19 protein-coding genes are annotated in these 23,529 nt (G+C 32.4%); 7 read left to right on the plus strand and 12 right to left on the minus strand.

Annotation, left to right across the window (positions count from 1 at the left end; genetic code table 11):
- The first annotated feature begins 55 nt into the window (after window positions 1–55).
- Entirely contained in the window at window positions 56–3,454 is a 3,399-nt protein-coding gene (locus tag RG22_RS06845) for a hypothetical protein (RefSeq protein ID WP_034041968.1), read from the plus strand.
- An 86-nt stretch (window positions 3,455–3,540) separates the two neighbouring features.
- Here the strand turns inward: RG22_RS06845 and RG22_RS06850 are convergent, their stop codons facing one another.
- From RG22_RS06850 to RG22_RS06875, 6 genes are all read right to left on the minus strand, one after another.
- Complete coding sequence (locus RG22_RS06850; RefSeq protein WP_034041970.1) at window positions 3,541–4,281, minus strand: succinate dehydrogenase/fumarate reductase iron-sulfur subunit; 741 nt, start codon at window positions 4,279–4,281, stop codon at window positions 3,541–3,543.
- Between the two features lie 97 nt (window positions 4,282–4,378).
- The gene (locus tag RG22_RS06855) at window positions 4,379–4,681 is read right to left on the minus strand and encodes a four helix bundle protein (protein ID WP_052143668.1); all 303 of its coding nucleotides are present in this window, start codon (window positions 4,679–4,681) and stop codon (window positions 4,379–4,381) included.
- A 26-nt stretch (window positions 4,682–4,707) separates the two neighbouring features.
- Complete coding sequence (locus RG22_RS06860; protein WP_034041972.1) at window positions 4,708–6,720, minus strand: fumarate reductase/succinate dehydrogenase flavoprotein subunit; 2,013 nt, start codon at window positions 6,718–6,720, stop codon at window positions 4,708–4,710.
- 14 nt (window positions 6,721–6,734) lie between these two features.
- Window positions 6,735–7,394, minus strand: coding sequence for a succinate dehydrogenase cytochrome b subunit (locus tag RG22_RS06865; RefSeq protein ID WP_034041973.1), 660 nt, complete (start codon window positions 7,392–7,394; stop codon window positions 6,735–6,737).
- 106 nt (window positions 7,395–7,500) lie between these two features.
- Window positions 7,501–10,344 (minus strand): WD40/YVTN/BNR-like repeat-containing protein, encoded by a 2,844-nt coding sequence (locus RG22_RS06870; RefSeq protein ID WP_034041976.1) that lies wholly within the window; start codon window positions 10,342–10,344, stop codon window positions 7,501–7,503.
- A gap of 147 nt (window positions 10,345–10,491) precedes the next feature.
- Window positions 10,492–12,360 carry a T9SS type A sorting domain-containing protein gene (locus RG22_RS06875; RefSeq protein ID WP_081997688.1) on the minus strand — a complete coding sequence of 623 codons (1,869 nt, stop codon included), beginning with the start codon at window positions 12,358–12,360 and terminating at the stop codon, window positions 10,492–10,494.
- Window positions 12,361–12,538: 178 nt separating this feature from the next.
- Here RG22_RS06875 and RG22_RS06880 point away from each other — a divergent pair, with 178 nt between their 5' ends.
- On the plus strand, window positions 12,539–13,831 hold the full coding sequence (locus tag RG22_RS06880; RefSeq protein ID WP_034041980.1) for an aminopeptidase P family protein: 1,293 nt from the start codon (window positions 12,539–12,541) through the stop codon (window positions 13,829–13,831).
- Window positions 13,832–13,897: 66 nt separating this feature from the next.
- Here RG22_RS06880 and RG22_RS06885 read toward each other — a convergent pair whose 3' ends face one another.
- Window positions 13,898–15,220, minus strand: a complete 1,323-nt coding sequence (locus RG22_RS06885; RefSeq protein ID WP_034045835.1) for an aspartate kinase — start codon at window positions 15,218–15,220, stop codon at window positions 13,898–13,900.
- Between the two features lie 100 nt (window positions 15,221–15,320).
- Between RG22_RS06885 and RG22_RS06890 the strand changes: the two genes are divergently transcribed.
- Complete coding sequence (locus RG22_RS06890; RefSeq protein WP_034041982.1) at window positions 15,321–15,977, plus strand: hypothetical protein; 657 nt, start codon at window positions 15,321–15,323, stop codon at window positions 15,975–15,977.
- 59 nt (window positions 15,978–16,036) lie between these two features.
- Here RG22_RS06890 and RG22_RS06895 read toward each other — a convergent pair whose 3' ends face one another.
- The 4 genes from RG22_RS06895 to brnQ all read right to left on the minus strand — a co-directional run bounded on the left by RG22_RS06895 (window position 16,037) and on the right by brnQ (window position 19,375).
- The gene (locus tag RG22_RS06895) at window positions 16,037–16,420 is read right to left on the minus strand and encodes a cupredoxin domain-containing protein (RefSeq protein ID WP_034041983.1); all 384 of its coding nucleotides are present in this window, start codon (window positions 16,418–16,420) and stop codon (window positions 16,037–16,039) included.
- A gap of 31 nt (window positions 16,421–16,451) precedes the next feature.
- Complete coding sequence (locus RG22_RS06900; protein ID WP_034041985.1) at window positions 16,452–17,012, minus strand: carboxymuconolactone decarboxylase family protein; 561 nt, start codon at window positions 17,010–17,012, stop codon at window positions 16,452–16,454.
- Between the two features lie 219 nt (window positions 17,013–17,231).
- The gene (locus RG22_RS06905; protein WP_034041987.1) at window positions 17,232–18,080 is read right to left on the minus strand and encodes a helix-turn-helix domain-containing protein; all 849 of its coding nucleotides are present in this window, start codon (window positions 18,078–18,080) and stop codon (window positions 17,232–17,234) included.
- An 8-nt stretch (window positions 18,081–18,088) separates the two neighbouring features.
- Window positions 18,089–19,375 carry a branched-chain amino acid transport system II carrier protein gene (gene brnQ / locus RG22_RS06910; RefSeq protein ID WP_034041988.1) on the minus strand — a complete coding sequence of 429 codons (1,287 nt, stop codon included), beginning with the start codon at window positions 19,373–19,375 and terminating at the stop codon, window positions 18,089–18,091.
- Window positions 19,376–19,409: 34 nt separating this feature from the next.
- Here brnQ and RG22_RS06915 point away from each other — a divergent pair, with 34 nt between their 5' ends.
- The 3 genes from RG22_RS06915 (at window position 19,410) to RG22_RS06925 (ending at window position 20,936) form a co-directional block, all read left to right on the plus strand.
- A complete protein-coding gene (locus RG22_RS06915; RefSeq protein ID WP_034041990.1) occupies window positions 19,410–20,186 on the plus strand; it encodes an alpha/beta fold hydrolase in 777 nt (258 codons plus the stop codon).
- A gap of 152 nt (window positions 20,187–20,338) precedes the next feature.
- Window positions 20,339–20,605 (plus strand): hypothetical protein, encoded by a 267-nt coding sequence (locus RG22_RS06920; RefSeq protein ID WP_034041991.1) that lies wholly within the window; start codon window positions 20,339–20,341, stop codon window positions 20,603–20,605.
- Window positions 20,606–20,687: 82 nt separating this feature from the next.
- Window positions 20,688–20,936 (plus strand): hypothetical protein, encoded by a 249-nt coding sequence (locus RG22_RS06925; protein WP_034041993.1) that lies wholly within the window; start codon window positions 20,688–20,690, stop codon window positions 20,934–20,936.
- Here the strand turns inward: RG22_RS06925 and thiL are convergent.
- Window positions 20,926–21,972, minus strand: a complete 1,047-nt coding sequence (gene thiL, locus RG22_RS06930) for a thiamine-phosphate kinase (protein ID WP_034041995.1) — start codon at window positions 21,970–21,972, stop codon at window positions 20,926–20,928. The two genes, RG22_RS06925 and thiL, sit on opposite strands and share 11 nt — an antisense overlap.
- A 287-nt stretch (window positions 21,973–22,259) precedes the next feature.
- On the opposite strand from thiL, the gene RG22_RS06935 reads away from it, so the two are divergent.
- The gene (locus RG22_RS06935; protein ID WP_034041997.1) at window positions 22,260–23,522 is read left to right on the plus strand and encodes a choice-of-anchor B family protein; all 1,263 of its coding nucleotides are present in this window, start codon (window positions 22,260–22,262) and stop codon (window positions 23,520–23,522) included.
- Window positions 23,523–23,529: the final 7 nt, after the last annotated feature.

The following is a 23,529-nucleotide window of genomic DNA, read 5'->3' on the forward strand; positions in this document are numbered from 1 at the left end:
TTTTAACGAAGCTATTAACAAAATATTTTAAGCGTATTGCAGTTTAAGTATCTAAATGAAGTGTTTACTACCCTTTCTTCTCTTTTTTATTAGTTTTTGCTCATTAGCACAAAACAAAAACTCTAATTACAAGACTAAAAAAGTTGCCGTAAAAGATACCATTAGAATTGACAGTGTTAGTATTAATCCCAATTCGTTTTCGATTAAAGTGAAAGACAACTCGATAATAGATTCCACATATTATATTGTAGATTTTCCAAAAGCCATTTTAACTTTTAAAAAGCCTATTCAAGCAGATTCTATCATTATAAATTATTTAAAATTTCCCGATTTTTTAACCAAAACCTATAAGCAATTAGACGAAAACATTATTGTTAAAAACAACAGTAATGCCCAAATATTATATAAGTTATCGCAACCTAACGAGTCCAAAAATTTTATTCCTTTTGATGGTTTAACCACTTCTGGTAGTATTTCTCGTGGAGTTACTATTGGCAACAACCAAAATTCGGTTTTAAAAAGTGAATTAGATTTACAAATTACAGGAAAATTAAACGATAAAGTATCCTTACGAGCCTCTATACAAGATGCTAACATTCCTTTACAAGAAAGTGGTTATAGCCAACGTTTAGATGAATTCGACCAAGTGTTTATTGAACTGTTTAGCGATAATTGGAACATTCGGGCTGGCGATATTGATTTACTAAATACCGATTCTTACTTTGCTAGTTTTTCAAAACGTGTGCAAGGATTATTGATTAATGCGAAATTAGGAAACGACGATGCACAAACCAACCTATTTGCTGCAGGTGCTTTTGTCCGTGGGCAATTTACCAGAAGCGAATTTAATGCGCAAGAAGGCAACCAAGGCCCATATAAATTACAAGGACAAAATGGCGAATTATTTGTGCTTATTGTTTCGGGTAGCGAAACCGTTTATGTAAATGGTGTTGCTGCAAAACGTGGCGAAAACCATGATTATATTATAGATTATAATGCTGGCGAAATCATTTTCAACTCCACATTTCCTATCACTTCCGAAATGCGAATTACGGTCGATTATCAAGTAAGCGAACGCAATTATTCCCGCTTATTAGCTTATGGAGGAGGGCGTTTTGAAAGTGAGAAACTAAAACTTGGCATTTCGGTATATTCTGAAAATGATGCCAAAAACCAACCTTTGCAACAAAACTTATCGACTGAACAAGTTCAAATATTAGCAAATGCTGGAGATGATAGAGCGCAAATGGTTGCACCATCTGAAGTTTTAGAAGCTTTAAACGAGAATAGAATTCTTTATAAAAAAGAACTCATTAGCGGTGTTGAAGCCTTTATCTTTTCAAATAATCCAGATGATGAATTATATCGTGTTACGTTTACGCGAGTTGGTGAAAATCAAGGTGATTATATTTTAAGTAGTATTAATGCCATCAATAACATTTATGAATATGTTGGTGTTAATCAAGGAAATTACGCCCCTATTGTGCAACTTATTGCACCAACAAAACTTCAAATAGCGGTTATTAATGGAAGCTACAATCCCACCGAAAAAACAGCTATTCATTTTGAAGCGGCTGGCAGTAAAAACGATTTAAACTTGTTTTCTGGTTTAAATGATGATAATAATAATGGATTTGCAGGAAAGCTTAAAATCAATCAAAACATTATTAAAAAAGATAGTCTTTGGAATTTAAATGCTTTTATTGATGGTGACTTTATTCAAAATAATTTTAAAACCATTGAGCGTTTATATAATGCTGAATTTTCTCGTGATTGGAATATTGAAAACCCTTTGGGCAATCAACAATTTACAAAAACAGGATTGCAATTGATTTATCTAAAAAAAGGACTTGTAAATTATCAGTTTGAACATTTAGAATTCTCTGAAAACTTTAATGGAAATAGACATGTTACCTATATGAATTTACTTCTTAATAAATTCAATATTAATTCTAATTCAAGTTTTTTAAAAGCGACATCTAACGTAAACATTTCAACATTTTTAAGGTCTTACAATACCATTACTTACGGGATGCAAAACAGTTGGATAGGTACTAAGTTAGCCATTGAAAATAACGAGCAAAAAGATATCTCTACCCAAATTTTAACCCCTTTAAGTCAAAAATTCAAATCGTATGAATTGTTTTTTGGCGTTGGTGATAGTACCAAAGTTTTTGCTGAAATTGGATATAAAAATAGAGTAAACGACAGCGTCAGAAATAACGAATTGCAAAAAGTAAATACATCTAATACATTTTATTTAGATTCAAAACTTATTCAAAACACCAATACAAATCTGTCGCTTTACGCAAATTACAGAACATTGAGAAGTGAAGACGATACGATTGACGACGAGCAGTCTATAAACTCTAGATTACAATTCAATCAAAAGCTCTTCAAACAAATATTATTATGGAATACCGTTTTTGAAACCAATTCTGGAACCTTACCGCAACAAGATTTTACTTATGTGGAAGTTGAAACTGGACAAGGCAATTATACTTGGATTGATTATAACACCAATGGTATTCAAGAGTTAGAGGAATTTGAAATTGCTCAATTTCAAGATCAAGGTAAATACATTCGTGTGTTGCTGCCAAATCGTATTTATATAAAAACGCACCAAAATAGGTTGAGTCAAACGGTGACTATTAATCCATCCCAATGGTCGGTTAGCGACAATAAATCACGGAAATTTTGGTCGCATTTTTATAATCAAACCAGTTATTTAATAGATAGAAAAATTAAGCGCGAAGGCAATAGTTTCAATCTCAATCCTTTTGAAAATGATGCAGATAATCAATTGGGCTTACAATTAAACTTTAGAAATGTATTATTTTTTAATCGCGGAAAACAGCGTTACACAACATCGTATACCTATTTATCAAACCAATCTCGGAATGTTTTATCTGTTGGTTTTATTGCCAATAGCTTAAAAAGTCATCAGTTTAATTTTAACCATAAAATTGAAGAAAGCTGGCTACTATCATTTCAATCTGCTTTTGATAAAAATGAAAGCATCAGTGAGAATTTTACAAGCAAAAATTACAATTTTGATGAAACGCTTTTCAATCCTAAAATCTCTTATTTATTTAATGATAATTCGCGTTTCGATATCTTTTATCAACACACAAAAAAAGAGAATACTGTTGGTGGTTTAGAATCTTTAAAACAGCATAAATATGGTGTCTCGTTTGCCTTTTCAAATAAAGATAAAAATGCTATAAATGGGGAGTTTAATTATTTTTCTAATGCTTTTAACGGAAATGCAAATACACCTGTTTCTTATCAAATGCTAGAGGGTTTACAACCGGGAAAAAACTTTACATGGAGTTTGTTAGCACAAAAAAAACTGACTGCTTTTTTAGATTTGAATTTAAACTACTTCGGCAGAAAAACAGAAACTAGTAAAACGATTCATACGGGAACCATTCAATTAAGAGCTTATTTTTAAACCATAAAAAAACTCCTAAAAATGAATTATTTAGGAGTTTTTATTTCTATAATGAGATGCTGAATCAAGTTCAGCATGACAAAGTATTATATATTAGCCTTCATCAATTCTCTATTCATTCGAGCGATGTTATCTAACGAAATCCCTTTAGGGCATTCAATCTCACATGCTCCTGTATTAGTACAGTTTCCAAAACCTTCTAAATCCATTTGAGCCACCATGTTTTTAACACGATCGGCAGCTTCAATTTGTCCTTGTGGCAATAATGCATATTGAGATACTTTTGCACCAACAAATAACATAGCTGATGAATTTTTACAAGTAGCTACACATGCCCCACAACCAATACAAGTTGCAGCATCCATAGCTTCATCGGCTGAGTGCTTAGAAATTGGAATAGAATTCGCATCTTGTGTGTTTCCTGATGTATTTACAGAAATATAACCCCCAGCCTGTTGAATCCTTTCAAACGCCATTCTATCTACAACTAAATCTTTAATTACAGGAAACGCTGCTGCTCTAAATGGCTCGATAGTAATCGTATCCCCATCTTTAAACATACGCATATGTAATTGACACGTAGTAATGCCTCTATCTGGTCCGTGAGCTTCGCCGTTTATATACATGGAGCACATTCCACAAATACCTTCACGACAATCGTGATCGAATGCTACGGGTTCTTCGCCTGCGTTTACTAATTGTTCATTCAAAACATCCATCATTTCTAAGAAAGACATATGCTCTGAAATATCAGTAACTTTATAATCGACCATTTGACCCTTTGCATTTGAGTCTTTTTGTCTCCAAATTTTAAGTGTTAGATTCATTGTTTTAGTTTATTAGCCAAAAGTCATTAGGCAAAAGCTATTTGTCTATTGATTTAATGAAGGCATTTAACATTTTACTCTCTTCGGTTATTAAACCTTAAATTTTATTAAAACTTTCTGTTGAAATAAAATCTAATTCCTTTGCTATTATTATTTGAGTTTCTAGTTCTAGTAAAGAGCCTCTTGAATATTTTAAAAATTGAATATAATTTTTAGTATAATTTCGACCCCAACCTTCAGCTATATTTGATGATATAGAAACAGACGAACGTTTAATTTGATTCTGTAATCCATACAATTCCTCATTTGGAATTTCTTTACATACTAAATAAGTTTCTTTAACAATTTCAATACCTTTTTGCCAAATCAACAAATCTTTATATGATTTTACTTTAGTCATCTTATTGCTTTTGCCTAATGGCTATACTACTTATAACTCCTCTGCTTCAACTCAATATCTTTAAATTCTAATTCTTCTTTATGTAAAACCGCTTCAGCAGGCTCTCCTTTATATTCCCATGCTGCTACAAAAGCAAAGTCTTTATCATTACGTTTTGCTTCTCCTTTTTGTGGTCCAGATTCTTCTGCAGACTCTTCTCTAAAATGGCCGCCACAAGACTCTTCGCGCATTAAAGCATCTTTGGCAAATAATTCTCCAAGCTCTAAGAAATCGGCAACACGACCTGCTTTTTCAAGTTCTGGATTCATTTCATTTGCCGTTCCTGGAACTGAAACTTCTTTCCAGAATTCTTCTCGAATCGCTTTAATTTCAGCCATAGCCTCTTTTAAACCTGTTGCATTTCTAGACATTCCTGCCTTATCCCACATTACTTTTCCTAACTTCTTATGGAAATAATCTACAGATTTTGTTCCTTTATTATTTACAAAGAAATTAATTCTATCGCTTACTTCTTTTTCTGCTTCATCAAATTCCTTAGTATCCGTTGGAATTTTTCCTGTTCGAATATCATCGGATAAATAATCTCCAATAGTATACGGTAATACAAAATAACCATCGGCTAAACCTTGCATTAAAGCAGATGCACCTAAGCGGTTAGCTCCATGATCTGAGAAATTTGCTTCCCCAATACAGTAACAACCAGGAATAGTTGTCATTAAATTATAATCAACCCAAACACCTCCCATAGTATAATGTACCGCTGGATAAATCATCATTGGTGTTTTGTATGGATTTTGATCTACAATCTTCTCATACATTTGGAATAGGTTACCATACTTAGCTTCTACTATAGCTTGACCTAATTCGTATATTTTTTCGGCAGATGCATTCTCTATATTATGAATTTTAGCTTGTTCTTTTCCATAACGTTCAAAAGCTGCAGCAAAATCTAAATACACCGCTTCCCCAGTAGCATTAACACCATAACCCGCATCGCAGCGTTCTTTTGCTGCACGAGATGCTACATCACGAGGCACTAAATTTCCAAAAGCTGGATAACGGCGTTCTAAGTAATAATCACGTTCGTCTTCAGATAAATCGGTTGGCTTTTTGCGACCTTCACGGATTGCCATAACATCTTCCATATTTTTAGGCACCCAAATACGTCCATCGTTACGAAGTGATTCAGACATCAATGTTAATTTAGACTGATAATCTCCACTTCGAGGAATACATGTTGGGTGAATCTGTGTATAACAAGGGTTTGCGAAATACGCTCCTTTTTTATGAATTTTCCAAGCTGCAGTAGCGTTAGAACCCATTGCGTTTGTCGATAAGAAATAAACATTTCCGTACCCGCCAGAACCCACAACTACGGCGTGAGCCGAATGTCTTTCTATTTCGCCAGTAATTAAATTACGTGCAATAATTCCACGTGCTTTTCCATCAACAATAACAACATCAAGCATTTCGTGACGGTTAAACATTTCTATTTTACCACGAGCAATCTGACGGTTCATAGCTGAATATGCACCTAATAATAATTGTTGTCCTGTTTGACCTTTGGCGTAAAATGTTCTTGAAACTAATACACCACCAAACGAACGGTTATCTAATAATCCGCCATAATCACGTGCAAAAGGAACACCTTGAGCTACGCATTGATCTATAATATTAGCTGAAACTTCGGCTAAACGATACACATTAGCTTCACGCGAACGGTAATCGCCACCTTTTACAGTATCGTAAAATAATCTATGAGTTGAATCGCCGTCACCTTGATAATTTTTTGCTGCATTTATTCCGCCTTGAGCGGCAATAGAGTGTGCACGACGCGGAGAATCTTGATAAGCAAATGCCTTTACGTTATACCCTAACTCAGCTAACGTTGCAGCTGCTGAACCACCAGCTAAACCTGTACCAACAACAATAACATCGATATGACGTTTATTGGCAGGATTTACAAGGTCAATTTTATTTTTATAATCTGTCCATTTATCTTTAATTGGACCTTTTGGTACTTTTGAATCTAAAGCCATAATATTTTTTTAGATTAATGGTTAAGATGATGGAAAAGTGCAATAATTATAAATCCTAAAGGAATAATAATCGAATATGCCTTACCTATATTTTGAAGCGTTTTTTTACGCCCAACCGTTGAACCCATAGATTGAAAAGCTGAGGTAAACCCATGTGCCAAATGCAAGCCTAACAACACAAAAGAAACCACATAAGCAGCAACTCTCCAGGCAGGAACAAACTTTTCTTGTAACTCGTGAAAATATCGTGTTGGCTCTTCTGGTTGAACATTAACGTATTTTACATTGATTTCATGAACCCAAAAATCAGCAAAATGTAAAACAAGAAAAGCTAAAATAACCAATCCGCTATAAATCATATTCCTACTCATCCAAGTAGAATTTGCAGCACCGTTATTTCTAGCATAACTTACACCGTTTGCTTTTTTGTTTTTTAATTCTAATATGAATCCCATAACAAAATGAAATACCACACCAAAAATTAAAACGGGTTGTAAAGCAAATTGAATTAATGGGTTTGTGCCCATGAAATGGGATAATTCATTAAACAAATCTTCACTAAAAAGTGATGTAATATTTACTGCTAAATGAATAATTAAGAAAAACATAAGGAAGAACGCAGAAAGCGCCATGGCTACTTTTCTTCCAATCGAAGATTTAAAAAATCCGCTCATTATTATGAAGTTATTTATATAGTTACAAAGGTACTTTACAATAAAGTTATAGACAAAAAGTTACGCCTTTAAAATTTGTATTTAGAACCATTTTAATTTAGAAACTTTATTTTATTTGAATAATTGATTTTTCTGAACCAATTCTAACACCATATTCGCCTTTTGGCAAGTAATATTTACCATTTTCGGCTTTATTAATTTTAACACTTGTATTCTCTTTCATTAATGATTTTTGTGCTTTTTCAGAAATGGTTAAATCGTATTCAATAGTATTGAATCCTTTCTCTGCATTTACTTTTATTACATTTAGTTCTGAGTTATTTTCAGATAAGATTTTAATGGTTTGCTCTCCAGTTTTATTTGCATAAAAACTAATATCAATTGAAGGCTCAAAAACCTTAGACCAGGCACTAAAACTACTTCCCCAACGTAAAGAATGCTTAACATCTTCAACGTCAAAAAGCACAATAGATTGATTCATTTTTGATGCATTCATTTTTTGTAAATGTTTAATATTGGTTTTGTAAATGCTTCTCCCGTGTGTTCCTAAAAGTAAATCGTTAGCTTTAGGCTGAATAACCAAATCGTGAACCGCAACACTTGGTAATCCTTTGCTAAAAACGTCCCATTTTTCACCTTTATTAAAAGATACGTATGCGCCATTATCTGTTCCTACATATAAAATATTCTCGTTTTTAGGATCTTCTTTAATCACGTTTACTGGTGATAATGGAATATTTGAACTAATATTTTTCCACGTATTCCCGTAATCATCACTCATATAAACATACACCGAAAAATTATCCCAACGATATCCGTTTAAAGTCACATAAACACGTTCTTTTTTATGCTGCGATGCGATAACGCGTGTTACCCACAAATCCTTTGGCAATTCGTTTGAAATATTCTCCCAACTACCACCAGCGTTTTTAGTGACATAAATTAATCCATCATCGCTTCCTGTATAAATTAACCCAAATTGAAAAGGCGATTCGCTAATGGTTGTTAATGTGCCATAAGCAACATTTCCTGCTTTCCCTCCATTGGTTAAATCGTTACTAATGGCAGTCCAATCATCTCCCTGATTCATAGAACGCATCAATTTATTTCCACCTAAATATAAAATATCTTGATTATGAGGCGACAATAAAATAGGGGTTTGCCAATTAAATCGATACGGATTTTCTCCTAATTCATGTTTTGGTTGAATATATTTTTGTGCTTTAGTTTCTCGATTGATTCTAAAATAATTTCCGAATTGATACCCTGTATAAACAATATTTGAGTTTCTGCTATCAATTTGAATATGCATCCCATCGCCTCCCATAATACTCTCCCAAGGGTTCTGACCACTTTGTTGCCAACGTTTATTAACACCAGCATTATGAGCACCAACCCAAACGCCATTATCTTGTAAACCGCCATAAACATTATATGGTGTTTCGTTATCTACATTTATGGCATAAAATTGACCTACAGAGGTTACATTTAATTTTTCCCAACTCTCGCCATCGTCATAGCTCATATTTAAACCCCCATCATTTCCGTTAATTAAATGTCCTGATTTTTCTGGATTTACCCAAAGCGCTTGATGATCTGCATGTACGTTTTCTTTACTGATGGATGCAAATGTTTTTCCGCCATCTTTAGATTTTAAAATAGGCACCCCCATAATGTAAATACCATCTTTATTTTGAAGGTCAACTCGTATTTCTCCAAAATAATAGCCATAACTATAATACAAATCGTCAATATAGTTTTCGTGTGTTTTTTGCCATGTTTTACCACCATCAATACTTTTATAAACCTCAGCTCCAATTACAGGTGTGTCGAAAAGCATAGTGTTGGCATCTTCTAAGTATTTAGCCAAATCGATTGGTTTTACGTTGCCGCTTCTTACCATTTGTTTTACATTTTCGGCACGATATTTTTCTTGAAATCCGTTAGTTTTTAAAAACCCATTGAGCTTTTTATCTTCAAGGTTTAAAAAAGATTCAACGGTCATGGTTTTAAAATCTTCTTTAGTTAAGCCTTTTTTATCTTCTTCTTTATTTTCTGAAGCCCTTCTAAATTGACTGTCGTGTAAAGCATAAATTATGTTTTCGTTAAAAACAGCTAAACCAATTCTACCAACACCATCGCCAGTAGGAAATCCACTTTTTGGAGTAGATACTTTAGTCCAAGTATTACCAGCATCTGTACTTTTATAAATTGCTGAATTATTTCCACTTCCATTAAAATTCCATGCTTTTCTGTCTTTTGTCCACGATGAAGCAAACATCACATTGTAATTATTTGGCGCATATTGCACATCAATAATACCACTTACGTCATCAACAAAAAGGTTTTGTTTCCAGGTCTTTCCTCCATCAGTAGTTTTATAAATACCACGCTCTTTATTTGGCGAATATAAATGACCTGTTACACCAATTACAACTTCATCAGGGTTATAGGGATTAATAAGAATTCGACCAATGTGATGAGAATCTGGTAACCCAACATTTACCCAAGTTTTTCCATTATCAGAAGATTTCAAAATCCCAATTCCAGCATAACTAGAACGCGATGAATTGTTTTCTCCAGTACCAACCCAAATGGTTCTCGTTTTCCAGTCTACGGCAATATCTCCAACGTTTTGAGTGTTTGAAGTGTCTAAAATTGGCTCAAATGTAGAACCATTATTGGTTGTATGCCAAACACCACCAGAAGCATAACCAACATAAAATTCTGTTGGATTATTAGGGTTTACATCTAAATCTACAACCCTGCCGCTCATTATTGTTGGCCCTATATTATCAAAGGATACGTTTTTAACTAATGAGTTTTGAGCGAGTTCTTGTTTTTGTTGAATCGCTTTTTTCAAAACTTTTACAGATGTTGATGCTTGTTGGCTAAAGCCAAAACAAGAACAGAAAAGGAAGCAAATAATAAGGTGTTTTTGAAGTCTCATATTGATTGATTTTATTGTGATGAAAATTAACTATTCTTAATGTTCTAGCAAAATTTAACTATTCATTTTATTTAAACCTTATAATTTAGTCATAAAAAAAGCCTGTAAAACTGACTCCACAGGCTTTCATATTATTTATCGATTTACTTAATCTAATACTATCTTTTTCGTAATCACTGCAGAATCGGAATGAATATTTACAAAATAAATGCCTTTTGATGCACTTGGTATTTTAATGGTTTTTGTTTTTGAAGTGTTTGAAATATCATGTTCAGAAATCAACCTACCACTAACATCATAAATAACCGCTTTTTGCAAATTAATATATGACGCATTGTTGATATAAAATTGGTCTTTTGCTGGGTTGGGGTATAAGTTAATAGCCGCATTAAGTTCATCTTCTTCAACGCTTAAATTACAAATAGAAGAATCTGTCATTAATGTCTGACTGCAGGCAACTAAAGAAGTGCTTCTGCTATGAACATCATTTGCGCCTGCTATATTATTTGCTGTAAATACACGTTGTTGCTCACCATTAGAAATTGCATAGTGCATTACATCGTCCATATTATCACCGTCAATAACAAGATCATTAGTATGTCCCAACTGATGCCCATGTCCTAGTTCATGCAATGCTACACTTTCAAAATCATACTCTGTGAATGCTGGCAAACCCGCACCAAAGTGCCAGTTAGTTTCATCATCAAAAACAATATCCAATTCTACTACATGCCAATTCCAACTAGATGCATTGCCAAAAGCACCACATCCAGAATACCAACTAGAACACCTTCCTAAAACCCCATCAGGTAAATCATCTGCAGGCACTGCATTGTTATCAAATTTAACCACATTAATCCCATCTGAAGCTACAACATCTGCTCCTGTAGCAGAACCACTTACAGTCCAGTTCACTTTAGTTTCGCAACGCCATTTGTCTAGTGCACTTTCAAAATCTACTTTGGCTCCAGGAAATTCTGAATCGTTAAAGAAGTCTGTTTGCATTGACCATGTATAGCCTCCAACCACATTATCATTTATATGCCTAGTTTGGTATGCATAATCTCCTAGTGGACCATTAGGTCCTGCAGGATTTTGCCCTGTTTCATCATCTGGATCAAAAGTTACATTGAGTTGTGCATAAGTAATTGTTAAAGATGATGCAGATACGCCTGTAGTAGTATCATCATGTGTAATTAAAATTGAACCTGTTCCTGCTCCAGATGGAACTTCAACTGTAATTTGAGTGTCTCCCCAAGATTGCACTTGACTATCTAAAGCATTAACGAAGGTAGCTCCACCATCATCTGCATTACTAAACCCAACTTTCCCTTGTGTACCACCAAAACCAGACCCATTGATTGTTAACAAAAACCCTGTCCCAGCCGTAGCCGTAGTAGGAGTAAAAGTTATAGAAGCTGGGGGTAAGAAAACGTTAGATTTATTCGATTTAGAGAAATTATTTGTTTTAAACTCCAATACTTCTATGTAATCAGATTTTGTGTAATTCATTATTTCATTATAAAACGAATTTGAAATTCCTTTCTTTTTACTAAAAGGATTTACAGCGACATCTTCATATAAATTATACTTATAAAATCCTTGTAACGAACTATATGTTCTATATTTTTTATTTGATGATTTAGCTTCTAATTCTGAGGGAATATTATTATCGTATAAAGTAAATATTCCAATGTCTCCTCTTCTTAACTCTAAACTAGGAGAAACTATTAATGCCTTATCTCCAATTGTGCCACCAATAGTAATAACCTCAACAGTTTCGGATTGTTCTCCTTTAAAAACTTTATATATCTCAACTGTATTTCTCGTATATATGTTGTGATGGTTATCATCCCAAAATGATTTTTTTGCTATAACTTTCCCCTCGACAACCAAACTCGAGTTGTCAATTTGTTGCTCTAAAGGTATTTCTTTAAGCATCTTTTGAGCAAGTAAACTTTCAGTTAAAATCAAACTGAATAATAATGCCATTATTAACGTAATTTTCTTCATCATTTTATGTATTAGTGTTAATGTAAAAAATTGAAAGACTAAATATTTAACTCTTACAACTAAGGCTATGTACTCTTTGATAGTTTTTCAAAAAAAATCTGAGGGATTACCAAATATAATAAATTATACCTAATGATTTGCTTAGAATTATTACATTTATCCCATAAATTCTATATCAATTATGAAATATCATCCTATTAATTCTAAGCTCTTTATAAGAAACAGAAAAAATTTTGCTTCGAACATGAAGCCTAATAGTTTAGCTGTTTTTAATTCAAACGACATCTATCCAATAAGCGCAGATAGCACCATGCCTTTCGAGCAACATCGCGATATTTTTTATTTAAGTGGTGTAGATCAAGAAGAAAGCATCTTAGTTTTATTTCCAGATTGCCCAAAAGAAAGTCATCGTGAAATTCTATTTTTAAAAGAAACTAACGAACATATTGCTGTTTGGGAAGGCGAAAAGCTAACCAAAGAAAAAGCGTTTGAAACCTCAGGAATTAAAACTGTTTACTGGTTACAAGACCTAGAAAAAATTATGTTTGAACTTATGACGCAATGCGATACCGTTTATATAAATACTAACGAGCATTATAGAGCAAATGTTGAAACCGAAACTCGCGAAGATCGTTTTACAAAATGGTTAAAAGATAAATATCCTGCACATGCGGTAGCCAAAAGCAACCCTATTTTACAACGCTTACGCTCAGTTAAAGATCAAATAGAAATTGATTTATTGCAACAAGCTTGTAATATTACCGAAAAAGGATTCCGTCGTATTTTAAACTTTGTAAAACCTGGAGTTTGGGAGTATAATATTGAAGCAGAATTTATGCATGAGTTTTTAAATAATCGCTCAAAAGGATTTGCTTATACACCAATTGTCGCTTCTGGAAACAATGCTAATGTATTACATTATGTTGAAAATAACCAACAATGTAAAACAGGCGATTTAATTTTATTAGATGTTGGAGCTGAATATGCTAACTATTCTAGTGATATGACTCGAACTATTCCCGTTTCTGGTAAGTTTTCTGTAAGACAAAAAGCTGTTTATAATGCTGTTAATCACGTAAAAAATGAAGCAACTAAAATGCTTGTTCCTGGAACTATTTGGGCAGATTACCATGTTGAAGTTGGTAAATTAATGACCTCTGAATTATTAAGTTTAGGTTTACTTGATAAAGCCGATGTACAAAACGAAGACCCAAACTGGCCTGCTTACAAAAAATATTTTATGCACGGTACCAGCCACCACATGGGATTAGACACACATGATTATGGTATTTTAACAGAACCTATGCAAGCTAATATGGTATTTACTGTGGAACCAGGTATTTATATTCCAAAAGAAGGTTTTGGCATTCGATTAGAAGATGATGTTGTTATTCAAAACAATGGAGAGCCTTTTAATTTAATGCGAAATATTCCTATTGAAGCAGATGAGATTGAAGACTTAATGAACTCATAAAAACAAATGAGGGTCGTTAATAAACGACCCTCAAAATACAACACTAAAACTGCAATTTACATATATTTATACTGTGACTAACTCAAATAAATAATTGTTTAGTTTTCTTAGTGTTTTAACTTTATCGTCAGCATTTATTAATAGAGAGATATTATTTTTACTTCCACCGTAAGAAATCATTCTTATTTTTACATCTTTTAAAATTTTAAATAACTTGTAAGTATACTCATGATTTACAACTGAATGCCCTACTAAACAAACAATGCTTTGGTTTTTATCAACCTCAATCAATGCAAATTTTTCGAGTTCAGCAACTATTTTATCTAAATTTCTATCATCATCAATGGTAAGTGAAACGGCAACTTCAGATGTTGTAATCATATCAATAGACGTTTCATAAACCTCAAAAACTTCAAAGACTTTCTTTAAAAACCCATGTGCTTGAAGCATGCGCCCAGATTTAATTTTAATAGCCGTAATATTATCTTTAGCAGCAATGGCTTTAATACCATTTTCTGATGTAATACTAGAAATTAATGTACCATGAGCCTCAGGGTTCATCGTATTTTTTAAGCTTACTGGTATGTTGTATTCTCTAACTGGTGTAACGGTTTGCGGATGTAATATTTTTGCTCCAAAATAGGCTAATTCTGCAGCTTCATCATAAGACAAATTTGAAATTGGTTTGGTGTTTTCAACGTGCCTAGGGTCGTTGTTATGCATCCCATCAATATCTGTCCAAATTTGTACTTCTTCAGCTTTTATCACAGCACCTATTATTGTTGCTGTATAATCGCTACCTCCACGTTGTAAGTTCGATATTTTATCATCAACATCTAAACAAATAAAACCTTGTGTTATATAAACATCTGAAGTTTCGGCAGTATTAAAAACAGTTTCAAAATGTTTTTTTATATAAGGCAAATCAGGTTCTTTAGCAGTATCAATTCGCATAAAATTTAAGGCTGGCAATATTGCAGAACGAATGCCTTCTTGTTTTAAATAGCAGTTGAATATATAGGTTGAAAGCAATTCCCCTTGAGCTAAAATTGTATTTTCTAATATGTTTGAAAACGGTTTGTAAGTTGAGTTTATTAACAAACTAAAAATATCTGAAACATAATTTTTTGTTTCATTATTTAAAGTTTTATCTATTAAAAGCTCATCAATTGTTAGACTGTAAATTTCATGAAGCTTGTGTATTTTATTAATGGCCTCATTTGAGTTTTCATCTTTAATATGGTTTGCAATAGCAACCAGCTCATTTGTGGTTCCTGACATAGCCGATAAAACAACAATTTTCTTATTGCCATCATTAATGATATTCTTAACGTTTGTAATGTTTTTTACAGACCCAACCGATGTACCACCAAACTTTAATACTTTCATTCTTATTGATTTAATCAATGTAAAATTATAACTCATTTCTTCAATAAAGATATTTTTACAAAAAAACGTTTACATTTGCACAAATTGTTATATAATTAACATGAAAACTGTATCAAACTGTGTAGAAGACATACTAATTTCGCAGCCTTATTTAGAAGAAGCTTTATCTAGAAACATCATAAATTTTAGTGCTTTGGCTATAGAGCTTACAAAACCAATTAGCGAAATGCTTAAAAAAGAAGTTAAACCAGGTGCGGTTATGATGGCATTAAGACGTTATAATCCCCCAGTAACATTATCTAATTCTGCAAAAATGAAACGTGTGCTTCAGAATTTAGGTGATATAACGGTCCGTTCAAACTTAACAGACTTTACTGTAAAAAATTCGAATACTTTAATACACAATCATGCCAAAGTATTAGAGAAGATAGATGATGAATCTAAATTATTTTACACCTTTACCAGAGGTATTCACGAGAGTAATATGATTATTTCTAGTAGTTTAAAAGGTTATATTACTACACATTTAAAACACGAAACATTTCTTGCTGTACAAGATAATTTATCGGCAATAACCATAAATTTACCACAAGACAACTCGAAAATTGCAGGATTATATTATCATTTTTTTAAGCGATTAGCATGGGAAGGTGTTGTGCTTTACGAAGTAATTTCTACCACAAACGAGTTTACCATTTTGGTTGAAGATGAATATGTTGACAAAGCTTTTACAGCAATTAAAAGGGTGAAAAATTAGAAAAGGCACTCAAAAAAATGAGCGCCTTTTCAACTACTAATCAATCACCATCAAACCACTTATTTTACAACCAAAGTATATTCTGGAGTTTTATTAAACGGACAGAAATACTTGTACGTTCCTTTTTTAAGTCTTACCTCTTTTGAAGATTCTGTTTTACCATGCTTCACCATTTGAGAAACATAAGCATCAGCAATATGGTTTTCGGGTTTAGATCCATCTTTACCATCTTCAATTAATACCAACCCCACTTCTGGTGCTGCATTGTTATTTGTTACATTAAACACATATGTCCCTTCGGTAAGTGTTAATGCTTTTTGTGTAAACTCACCTTTTGTTTGTTCAAAAGATACCATTTTAACAACTGCCTTATTCATTTTGTCTTGTGCAGTAGCTGTTAATGTAAAGGCTACTAAAAATAATCCTACTATTAAATTTTTCATTTTGATTCTGTTTTGGTTTTTATTTAAATATTTAGTTTGATGTTACTGTAAATTTTCCAGCTTCAACACTTGGGAAATCCACTTCTGTTTCAGCTATATGATTTACATAATTTGTTAATGTATTTGATACTACATTTAAAATAATTTCTAAAATGTCGCCATCATTATAACCAGCTTCTTTTACTGCTTGAATAGCTTCCGAAGAAACTTGACCTCTATTTTTTGTTACTGTTTGAGCAAATTGTAAGCCTGCTTGGGTTTTAGCATCTGTTGCAATTCCTTGCCTGTTTTGCTCTGTTTCCTCAATAGTTAAACCATTCATTTTTCCAATGGTTGTATGAGCAGATAAGCAATAATTACATGCGTTTTCTTCTGCAATTGCTAATGCTAATTGCTCTCTAAATTTGTTGTTAAAGTTTCCGCTTTCAGTTAACTCACCCAAACTCAAATAGGTTTGTAATGTTGCAGGTGAGTTTCCAAATACTTTAATTAAGTTTGGGATAAAACCTAATTTATTTTGAACTGCGTTAAATAATTCTTTTGATTTTCCTGTAGTTGTTTCTGGATTTAATGTTTCAATTCTTGTACTCATAATTTCTACTCTTTAATTATTATTAACTTATTTATTTGTGTTTTTGCATTCGCATAATTGTCTTTCTGGGTAATTGTCATCATATTCTTGATAACCCCAACAATTAGGACATTGCATATTTTCTGTTAGATTCATAATTGTTTCTTTATAATTACAATGCAAATATGCAACAGGGAGTAAGGCGAAAAAATGGACAAAAGTTCCTAATGCTTGGACAGACTAGTTTTTTTGGTCTTTTTTAAACTGAAGTGGTGATTTTGAGGTCGCTTTTTTGAAAAATCTGGTAAAATAAGCCGAATCGTTAAAGCCTAAACCGTAAGCAATTTGCTTTACAGAATTGTTAGAATAAATTAGTTGGCGCTGCGCTTCTAATACAATTCTGTTTTTTATAAAATAGCTTGGTGTTTGTGAGCCTATTTTTTGAAAGTGTTTAGTAAGAGATTTTGGGGAAAGACCTAAACGATTTGCATAATCTGTAACAGAATGCAGCGTTTTAAAATTCTGCTCTACTAATAGACTGAAATCTTTAAAGAGTTTTGTTTCGTCATTATTTTTTATAATATGATGCTCCTTTTTTATGCGAACAGAATGAATTATAAATTGTTTTAAATATGCTTGAAGCATATCGTATTGTGCAGTTACATCCTCTTTTTTAAATTCGTCAATCAAGCTTTCTAAAATAAAATTAAGTTTACTTGTATCGCTTTCACAAGGTTTTATAAAAGGTGTTTCGTATACGTTATTAAAAAGTATACCATTACAAGCCACTTCTTTATCATGCGCTTGAATACAATAGAAATCGCGAACAAAAGTTAGTTTATATGCTTCTTTTATTTTTTCAGATTCAACTGAAAACACTTGCCCTGGAGATAAAAAGAAAAGTACATTATCATCAAAAGCATAACTTTCAAAATCTATATTATAAACACCTTTTCCATCTTTAATCCAATAGATATTATAGGCATCTATTTGTTCAGGATTATTAAATACACAAGCTTTTTCAAATTGAATAACGCTTAGAGAAAATATATCTTTATAAGAATAGATTGAAATATCTTGAACTGCCATACATCAAATTAATTAGATGTAGCTTTAGTCGTAAAAGTTTTAATATTTAACACTAAAAATGTAATTAATGCTGGAAGTATCCAACCCAAATTTTGGCTAGCTAAAGGAATTACACTTTTAACATATTCTAGATGAGTTGAATTAATAATGAATCCTAAAAAATCTGGAATGCTAAAAATAAAAGTGGTTAAAACAACACCTCTAAAAACTAGTTTTGATGCCAATTTTTCTGGAATAACATTCAATAAAATAAGTACAATACACAATGGATAAATAAACATTAAAGCAGGTAGCGCTACATCTATAATATACTTAACTTGCATTTGCCCAACTAATATCCCAACTAAACAACATATAATAGTTGTAATTAAATAAGCCTTTTGAGATTCCTTAAAATAGGTCTTAAAAAAATCTGCAATACTTACAATAATAGCAACAGCTGTAGTAAAACAAGCCAAAGCAACTAACACACTTAAAAATGTAGACCCAACATTTCCTAAAGTTTTTGTAGCCAAACCAGAAAGGAGATTGGTTCTAGAAATACCGCTATCAAATTGCCCATTATAAAACGCTCCAATGGTAATTAAACCTGCATAAATAACAAATAGCCCTGTCATTGCTATAAGTCCAGATTTTGCAACCATCTTTCTTTTTTCAATAAAAGATAACTTGTTTTTAGAGTTGTTTATTGAAACCAATACAACACCCCCCATAATCATACCCGCCATAGCATCATATGTTTGGTAGCCTTCCAACAATCCACTTATTATAGGGAGTTCAAAACTTGAAGGACTCATAGTTGTTTCAGCAGAAAAAACACCAACAACAATAATCGCCAATACTATTAAAACAATTATGGGCGTTAAATATTTACCAAGAATGCTTAATGCTTTGTTCCGATTCATCACAAAAATAAATGCTAATACAAAATAAACAATGCTAGTAAGTAATGCGCTTGTATCAAAAAAAGGTGCAATCGCCATTTCATGAGTCACAGCCGCTGTTCTAGGGCAAGGTAGCGCAATGGTAATGGCATACATGCAAAAGCAAAAAATTAAACTAAAAAGCGGAGATACTTTTTTACCAAAATCAAACATGGTGCCTTGTAATCTGGCATGTGCAAAAATTGCCAATAACGGAATTATAGTTGCCGATGTAATAAAACCCAAAGCAACCAACCACCAATCTGCACCTGAATTAAACCCTAATAACGGTGGCAAAATTAAATTTCCTGCGCCAAAAAATCCAGCAAATAATGCAAAGCCAAATACAAAGGTTTCTTTAGTTTTATTCATGGCATGGTTTATATTTGTCTAATATAGTTTAAAAATGATTTTAGAGTACAAAGGCATCAATATTTTTTATACCGATGAAGGCAAAGGGCAAGCCATTGTTTTGCTTCACGGTTTTTTAGAAAACTCAAATATGTGGCATGATTTTCTGCCAGAATTAACTAAAAAAAACAGAGTTATTTGTATTGATTTATTGGGGCATGGGCAAACAGGTTGCATAGGCTATATACATTCCATGGAACTTATGTCTGAAGCCGTTGAGACCGTTTTAAATCATTTAAAAATTAAACAATCTACTTTTATTGGGCATTCTATGGGTGGTTATGTAGCACTCTCTTTCGCGGAAAAAAATCCAGATGCCATCATAGGTTTATACTTGATGAATTCTACTGCCGAAGAAGATTCAAAAGAAAAAAAAGAAAATAGAGATAGAGCCATTATAACAGTAAAACAAAACCATAAAACATTTATTAGAATAGCAATTAATAATTTATTTAGACCAAAAAACAGAGCTATATTTATTAATGAAATAAAGCAAATAGTTGCTGAAGCTTTACAAACACCTTTACAGGGCATTATTGCTGCTTTAGAAGGCATGAAAATTAGACCGAATAGAGAAGCTGTTTTAAGCTCAAACAAATTTAAGGTAATGATGATAATCAGTAAAAAAGATCCTGTTTTAAATTACAATTCATTGGTATTACAAGCAAAAAAAGCGCGTATAAAAGTAGTAGAATTTCCTGATGGACATATGTGCCATATTGAGAATAAAGACGAATTCTTACATAATATTATGCGTTTCATCGAAAATTAATATCGTTTTGTCGTTTTTATTGATTATTTTCCCTATGTTTATTGTCCCTAAATTTTTAACGCATGAAATGAGCCATAATAATATCTTGATTTCATCCAAGATGTTTAAAGGCGAATTACATCTGACGGAAAAAACCAATAAAATTTAAACAGATGAAAAAAACTACAAGCAAACCTACTTTTATCCCAAAAATGTATTGCAATCTTTTTGGACATGATTATCAAGTCTCTAAAAAAGTAACCTACCATGTTAAAGAATATACTTGCAGACATTGCAAAAAAGAGTTAACAACAAATAGCAACGGCAACTTAACTGAACTTACTCCTAAGTTTAAAGAAATAAATGACATTTTAAGTCGTATACATGCTTCAAGAATGCAACGTTTAAAGAAGAAATCATTCGCTTCGTCGATTTATTAACATCTTGTTGATAACTTTAATGACTTTTTAATACATTTAGTGTCTCTCCTAAAGAAGTAGTAATTATTAATAGTTAAAGTTTATGAAAAACATTCATTGCAAAATGTTTGGGCATGATTTAGAAGTAGCACGAGAGGTTACATATCATGTTAAAGAATATACCTGTAAAAATTGTAGAAAAGAATTTACAACTAGTAGTAATGGTAATTTAACAGAACTCACTTCCAAGTATAAAGAGATAAATAAAGTTTTAGAATATATTCACAAGAAACGTATTTCTAAAATTAATCGCCAAAAGATTAATCCTAATTTACTCGTCTTTAAGCATTAAAATTTTTCCACCCTTGCGCCTTTATTGGTATTTTTGTTTCGGCTCTAGTAATTAAATGTATACCTGCGCTTTCTTCTTTTATATGACCAATTATTGAAAAATTTGGATTCGCTTTAATCTTCGGATAATCCTCCTGAGATATCGTAAATAACAACTCATAATCTTCACCTCCATTTAAAGCAACTGTAGTACTATCAATATTAAATTCTTCGCAAGTAGAAATGACCTGAGGATCTAATGGGATTTTTTCTTCATACAAATCGCAACCCACTTTACTCTGCTTACAAATATGAATAATTTCAGATGACAAACCATCGCTAATATCAATCATTGATGAAGGTTTCAAATTCATATCGCTTAATAGTTTAACAATATCTTTTCTAGCTTCAGGTTTTAATTGACGCTCAATAATATAAGAATAAGGTTCTAAATCTGGTTGATTATTAGGGTTTACTTTATACACTTCTTTTTCGCGTTCTAAAACTTGTAACCCCATATATGCAGCACCCAAATCGCCCGAAACTACAAGTAAATCATTTGGCTTAGCACCGTTTCTGTACACCTCATCATTATTTTCAACTTCACCGATAGCAGTGACAGAAATTAATAATCCCTTAGTCGAAGATGTTGTATCTCCACCTATAACATCTACATTATAAATATTAGCTGCAGTATCAATTCCAGCATACAAATCTTCTAGAGCTTCAAGCGGAAACCTGTTAGACACCGCAATAGATACTGTAATTTGTGTAGCCATAGCATTCATAGCAAACACATCAGATAAATTAACAATTACAGCCTTGTACCCCAAATGTTTAAGCGGCATATAACTTAAATCGAAATGCACGCCTTCAACAAGTAAATCGGTGGTAACAACAATCTTATTATTTTTAACTTCTAAAACCGCTGCATCATCACCAATACCTTTAATGGTCGATTTATGTTTAATTTTAAAATTTTTAGTTAAATGTTCAATAAGTGCAAACTCGCCTAAATCACTTAATTGTGTGCTTTGTTGATTTTTATCTTCTATCATGCTGCAAAAGTAAGAAGCTATTTTTATTAATCAGCATGCTTTTAATATTATAACATTAAAAAGAAGTCATTTTTTCAAGGTTAGAGCATTCAATTTTAACATTAAAATCGATGAGTTGTCAGTCTTTTTAACTAATATTAAACTAACTTTGTTTTTAATATTATTTGCCTAAATTATTATTTATTAGATTTTTAAGATTATAATATATCCTAAAAATAGTTTGTTTTAATATAATGCTATGATATTAAAATAGATATTGAAAAAGAATAATTAAAAAATTTCAAAATATGAACTTGCCTATAAAAAGTACTAATGTTCTAAGAATTTTAATTTTAGGATGCTTTTTGTTCTCAACTACTTTTTCTTGTGATAATGAAGGTGTCAAGTCTGTTGAAGAAACAGATAACGGAGCTATGTCTCCGTGCGAAAATGGTTTTGCAGGCGTTTACCCTTGTAAGGATTACGATTTAATGGCGCATTTACCAATAAATACCTTTGGTGCTTTAGAAGGAAATGATTCTTGGGGTTGGACAGATCCTTCTACGGGTAATGAGTATGTGTTATTAGCCACGGATACAAACGTTGCTTTTATTGATATTACTGAAGCTACAAACCCGATTTACTTAGGCAATGTCCCAACAGAAACCGTTGCTAATTCTTGGCGTGATGTTAAAGTATATAAAGACCATGCCTTTATAGTTGCCGATAATGTTGGTGCTCATGGTATGCAAGTGTTTGATTTAACACGTTTACGCAATGTTGAAAATCCCCCTGAAACGTTTACTACTGATGCGGTTTATACCGGAGTTGGAAGCTGCCATAATATAGTAATTAACGAGGAAGAAGGTTTCGCTTATTTAGTAGGCTGTAACACCTATAGTGGTGGTCCAAACTTTGTTGATATTTCTGATCCGAAAGACCCTGTTGCTGCCGGTGGTTATTCAGCAAATGGTTACTCGCACGATGCACAAGTAATAACATATAATGGTCCTGATACTGATTACACAGGAAAACAAATTTACATAGGCAGTAATGGTAGTACTTCTGGCACAAATAAAGTTGTAATTCTTGATGTTTCAGACAAAGCAAATCCACAATTTATTTCAGATATAACGTATTCAAATTCTGGTTATACGCATCAAGGTTGGTTTACTGAAGACCAACAGTATTTCATTTTAGGAGATGAACTTGATGAACAATTTTTTGGAAACAATACAAAAACATTAGTTTTCGATTTTAATGATTTAGATAATCCTACATTATCTTCTACTTATTTTGGCCCAACATTAGCAATAGACCATAACGGTTATGTAAAAGGAAACACATACTATTTAGCTAATTATAGAGCCGGATTACGAATACTGGATATTACCAATATTGCCGCATCATCAAATGCCATGACCGAAGTTGGTTATTTTGATACTTTTCCATCAAATGATAGCGCAAATTTTAATGGTGTTTGGAATGTATATCCTTATTTCGAAAGCGGAAATATTGTTATTAGCGATATTGAAGGCGGTTTATTTATCGTTAGAAAAAGCGGCACATAATACTATA

Source organism: Wocania ichthyoenteri Th78 (assembly GCF_000789235.1).
Taxonomy (GTDB): domain Bacteria; phylum Bacteroidota; class Bacteroidia; order Flavobacteriales; family Flavobacteriaceae; genus Wocania_A; species Wocania_A ichthyoenteri.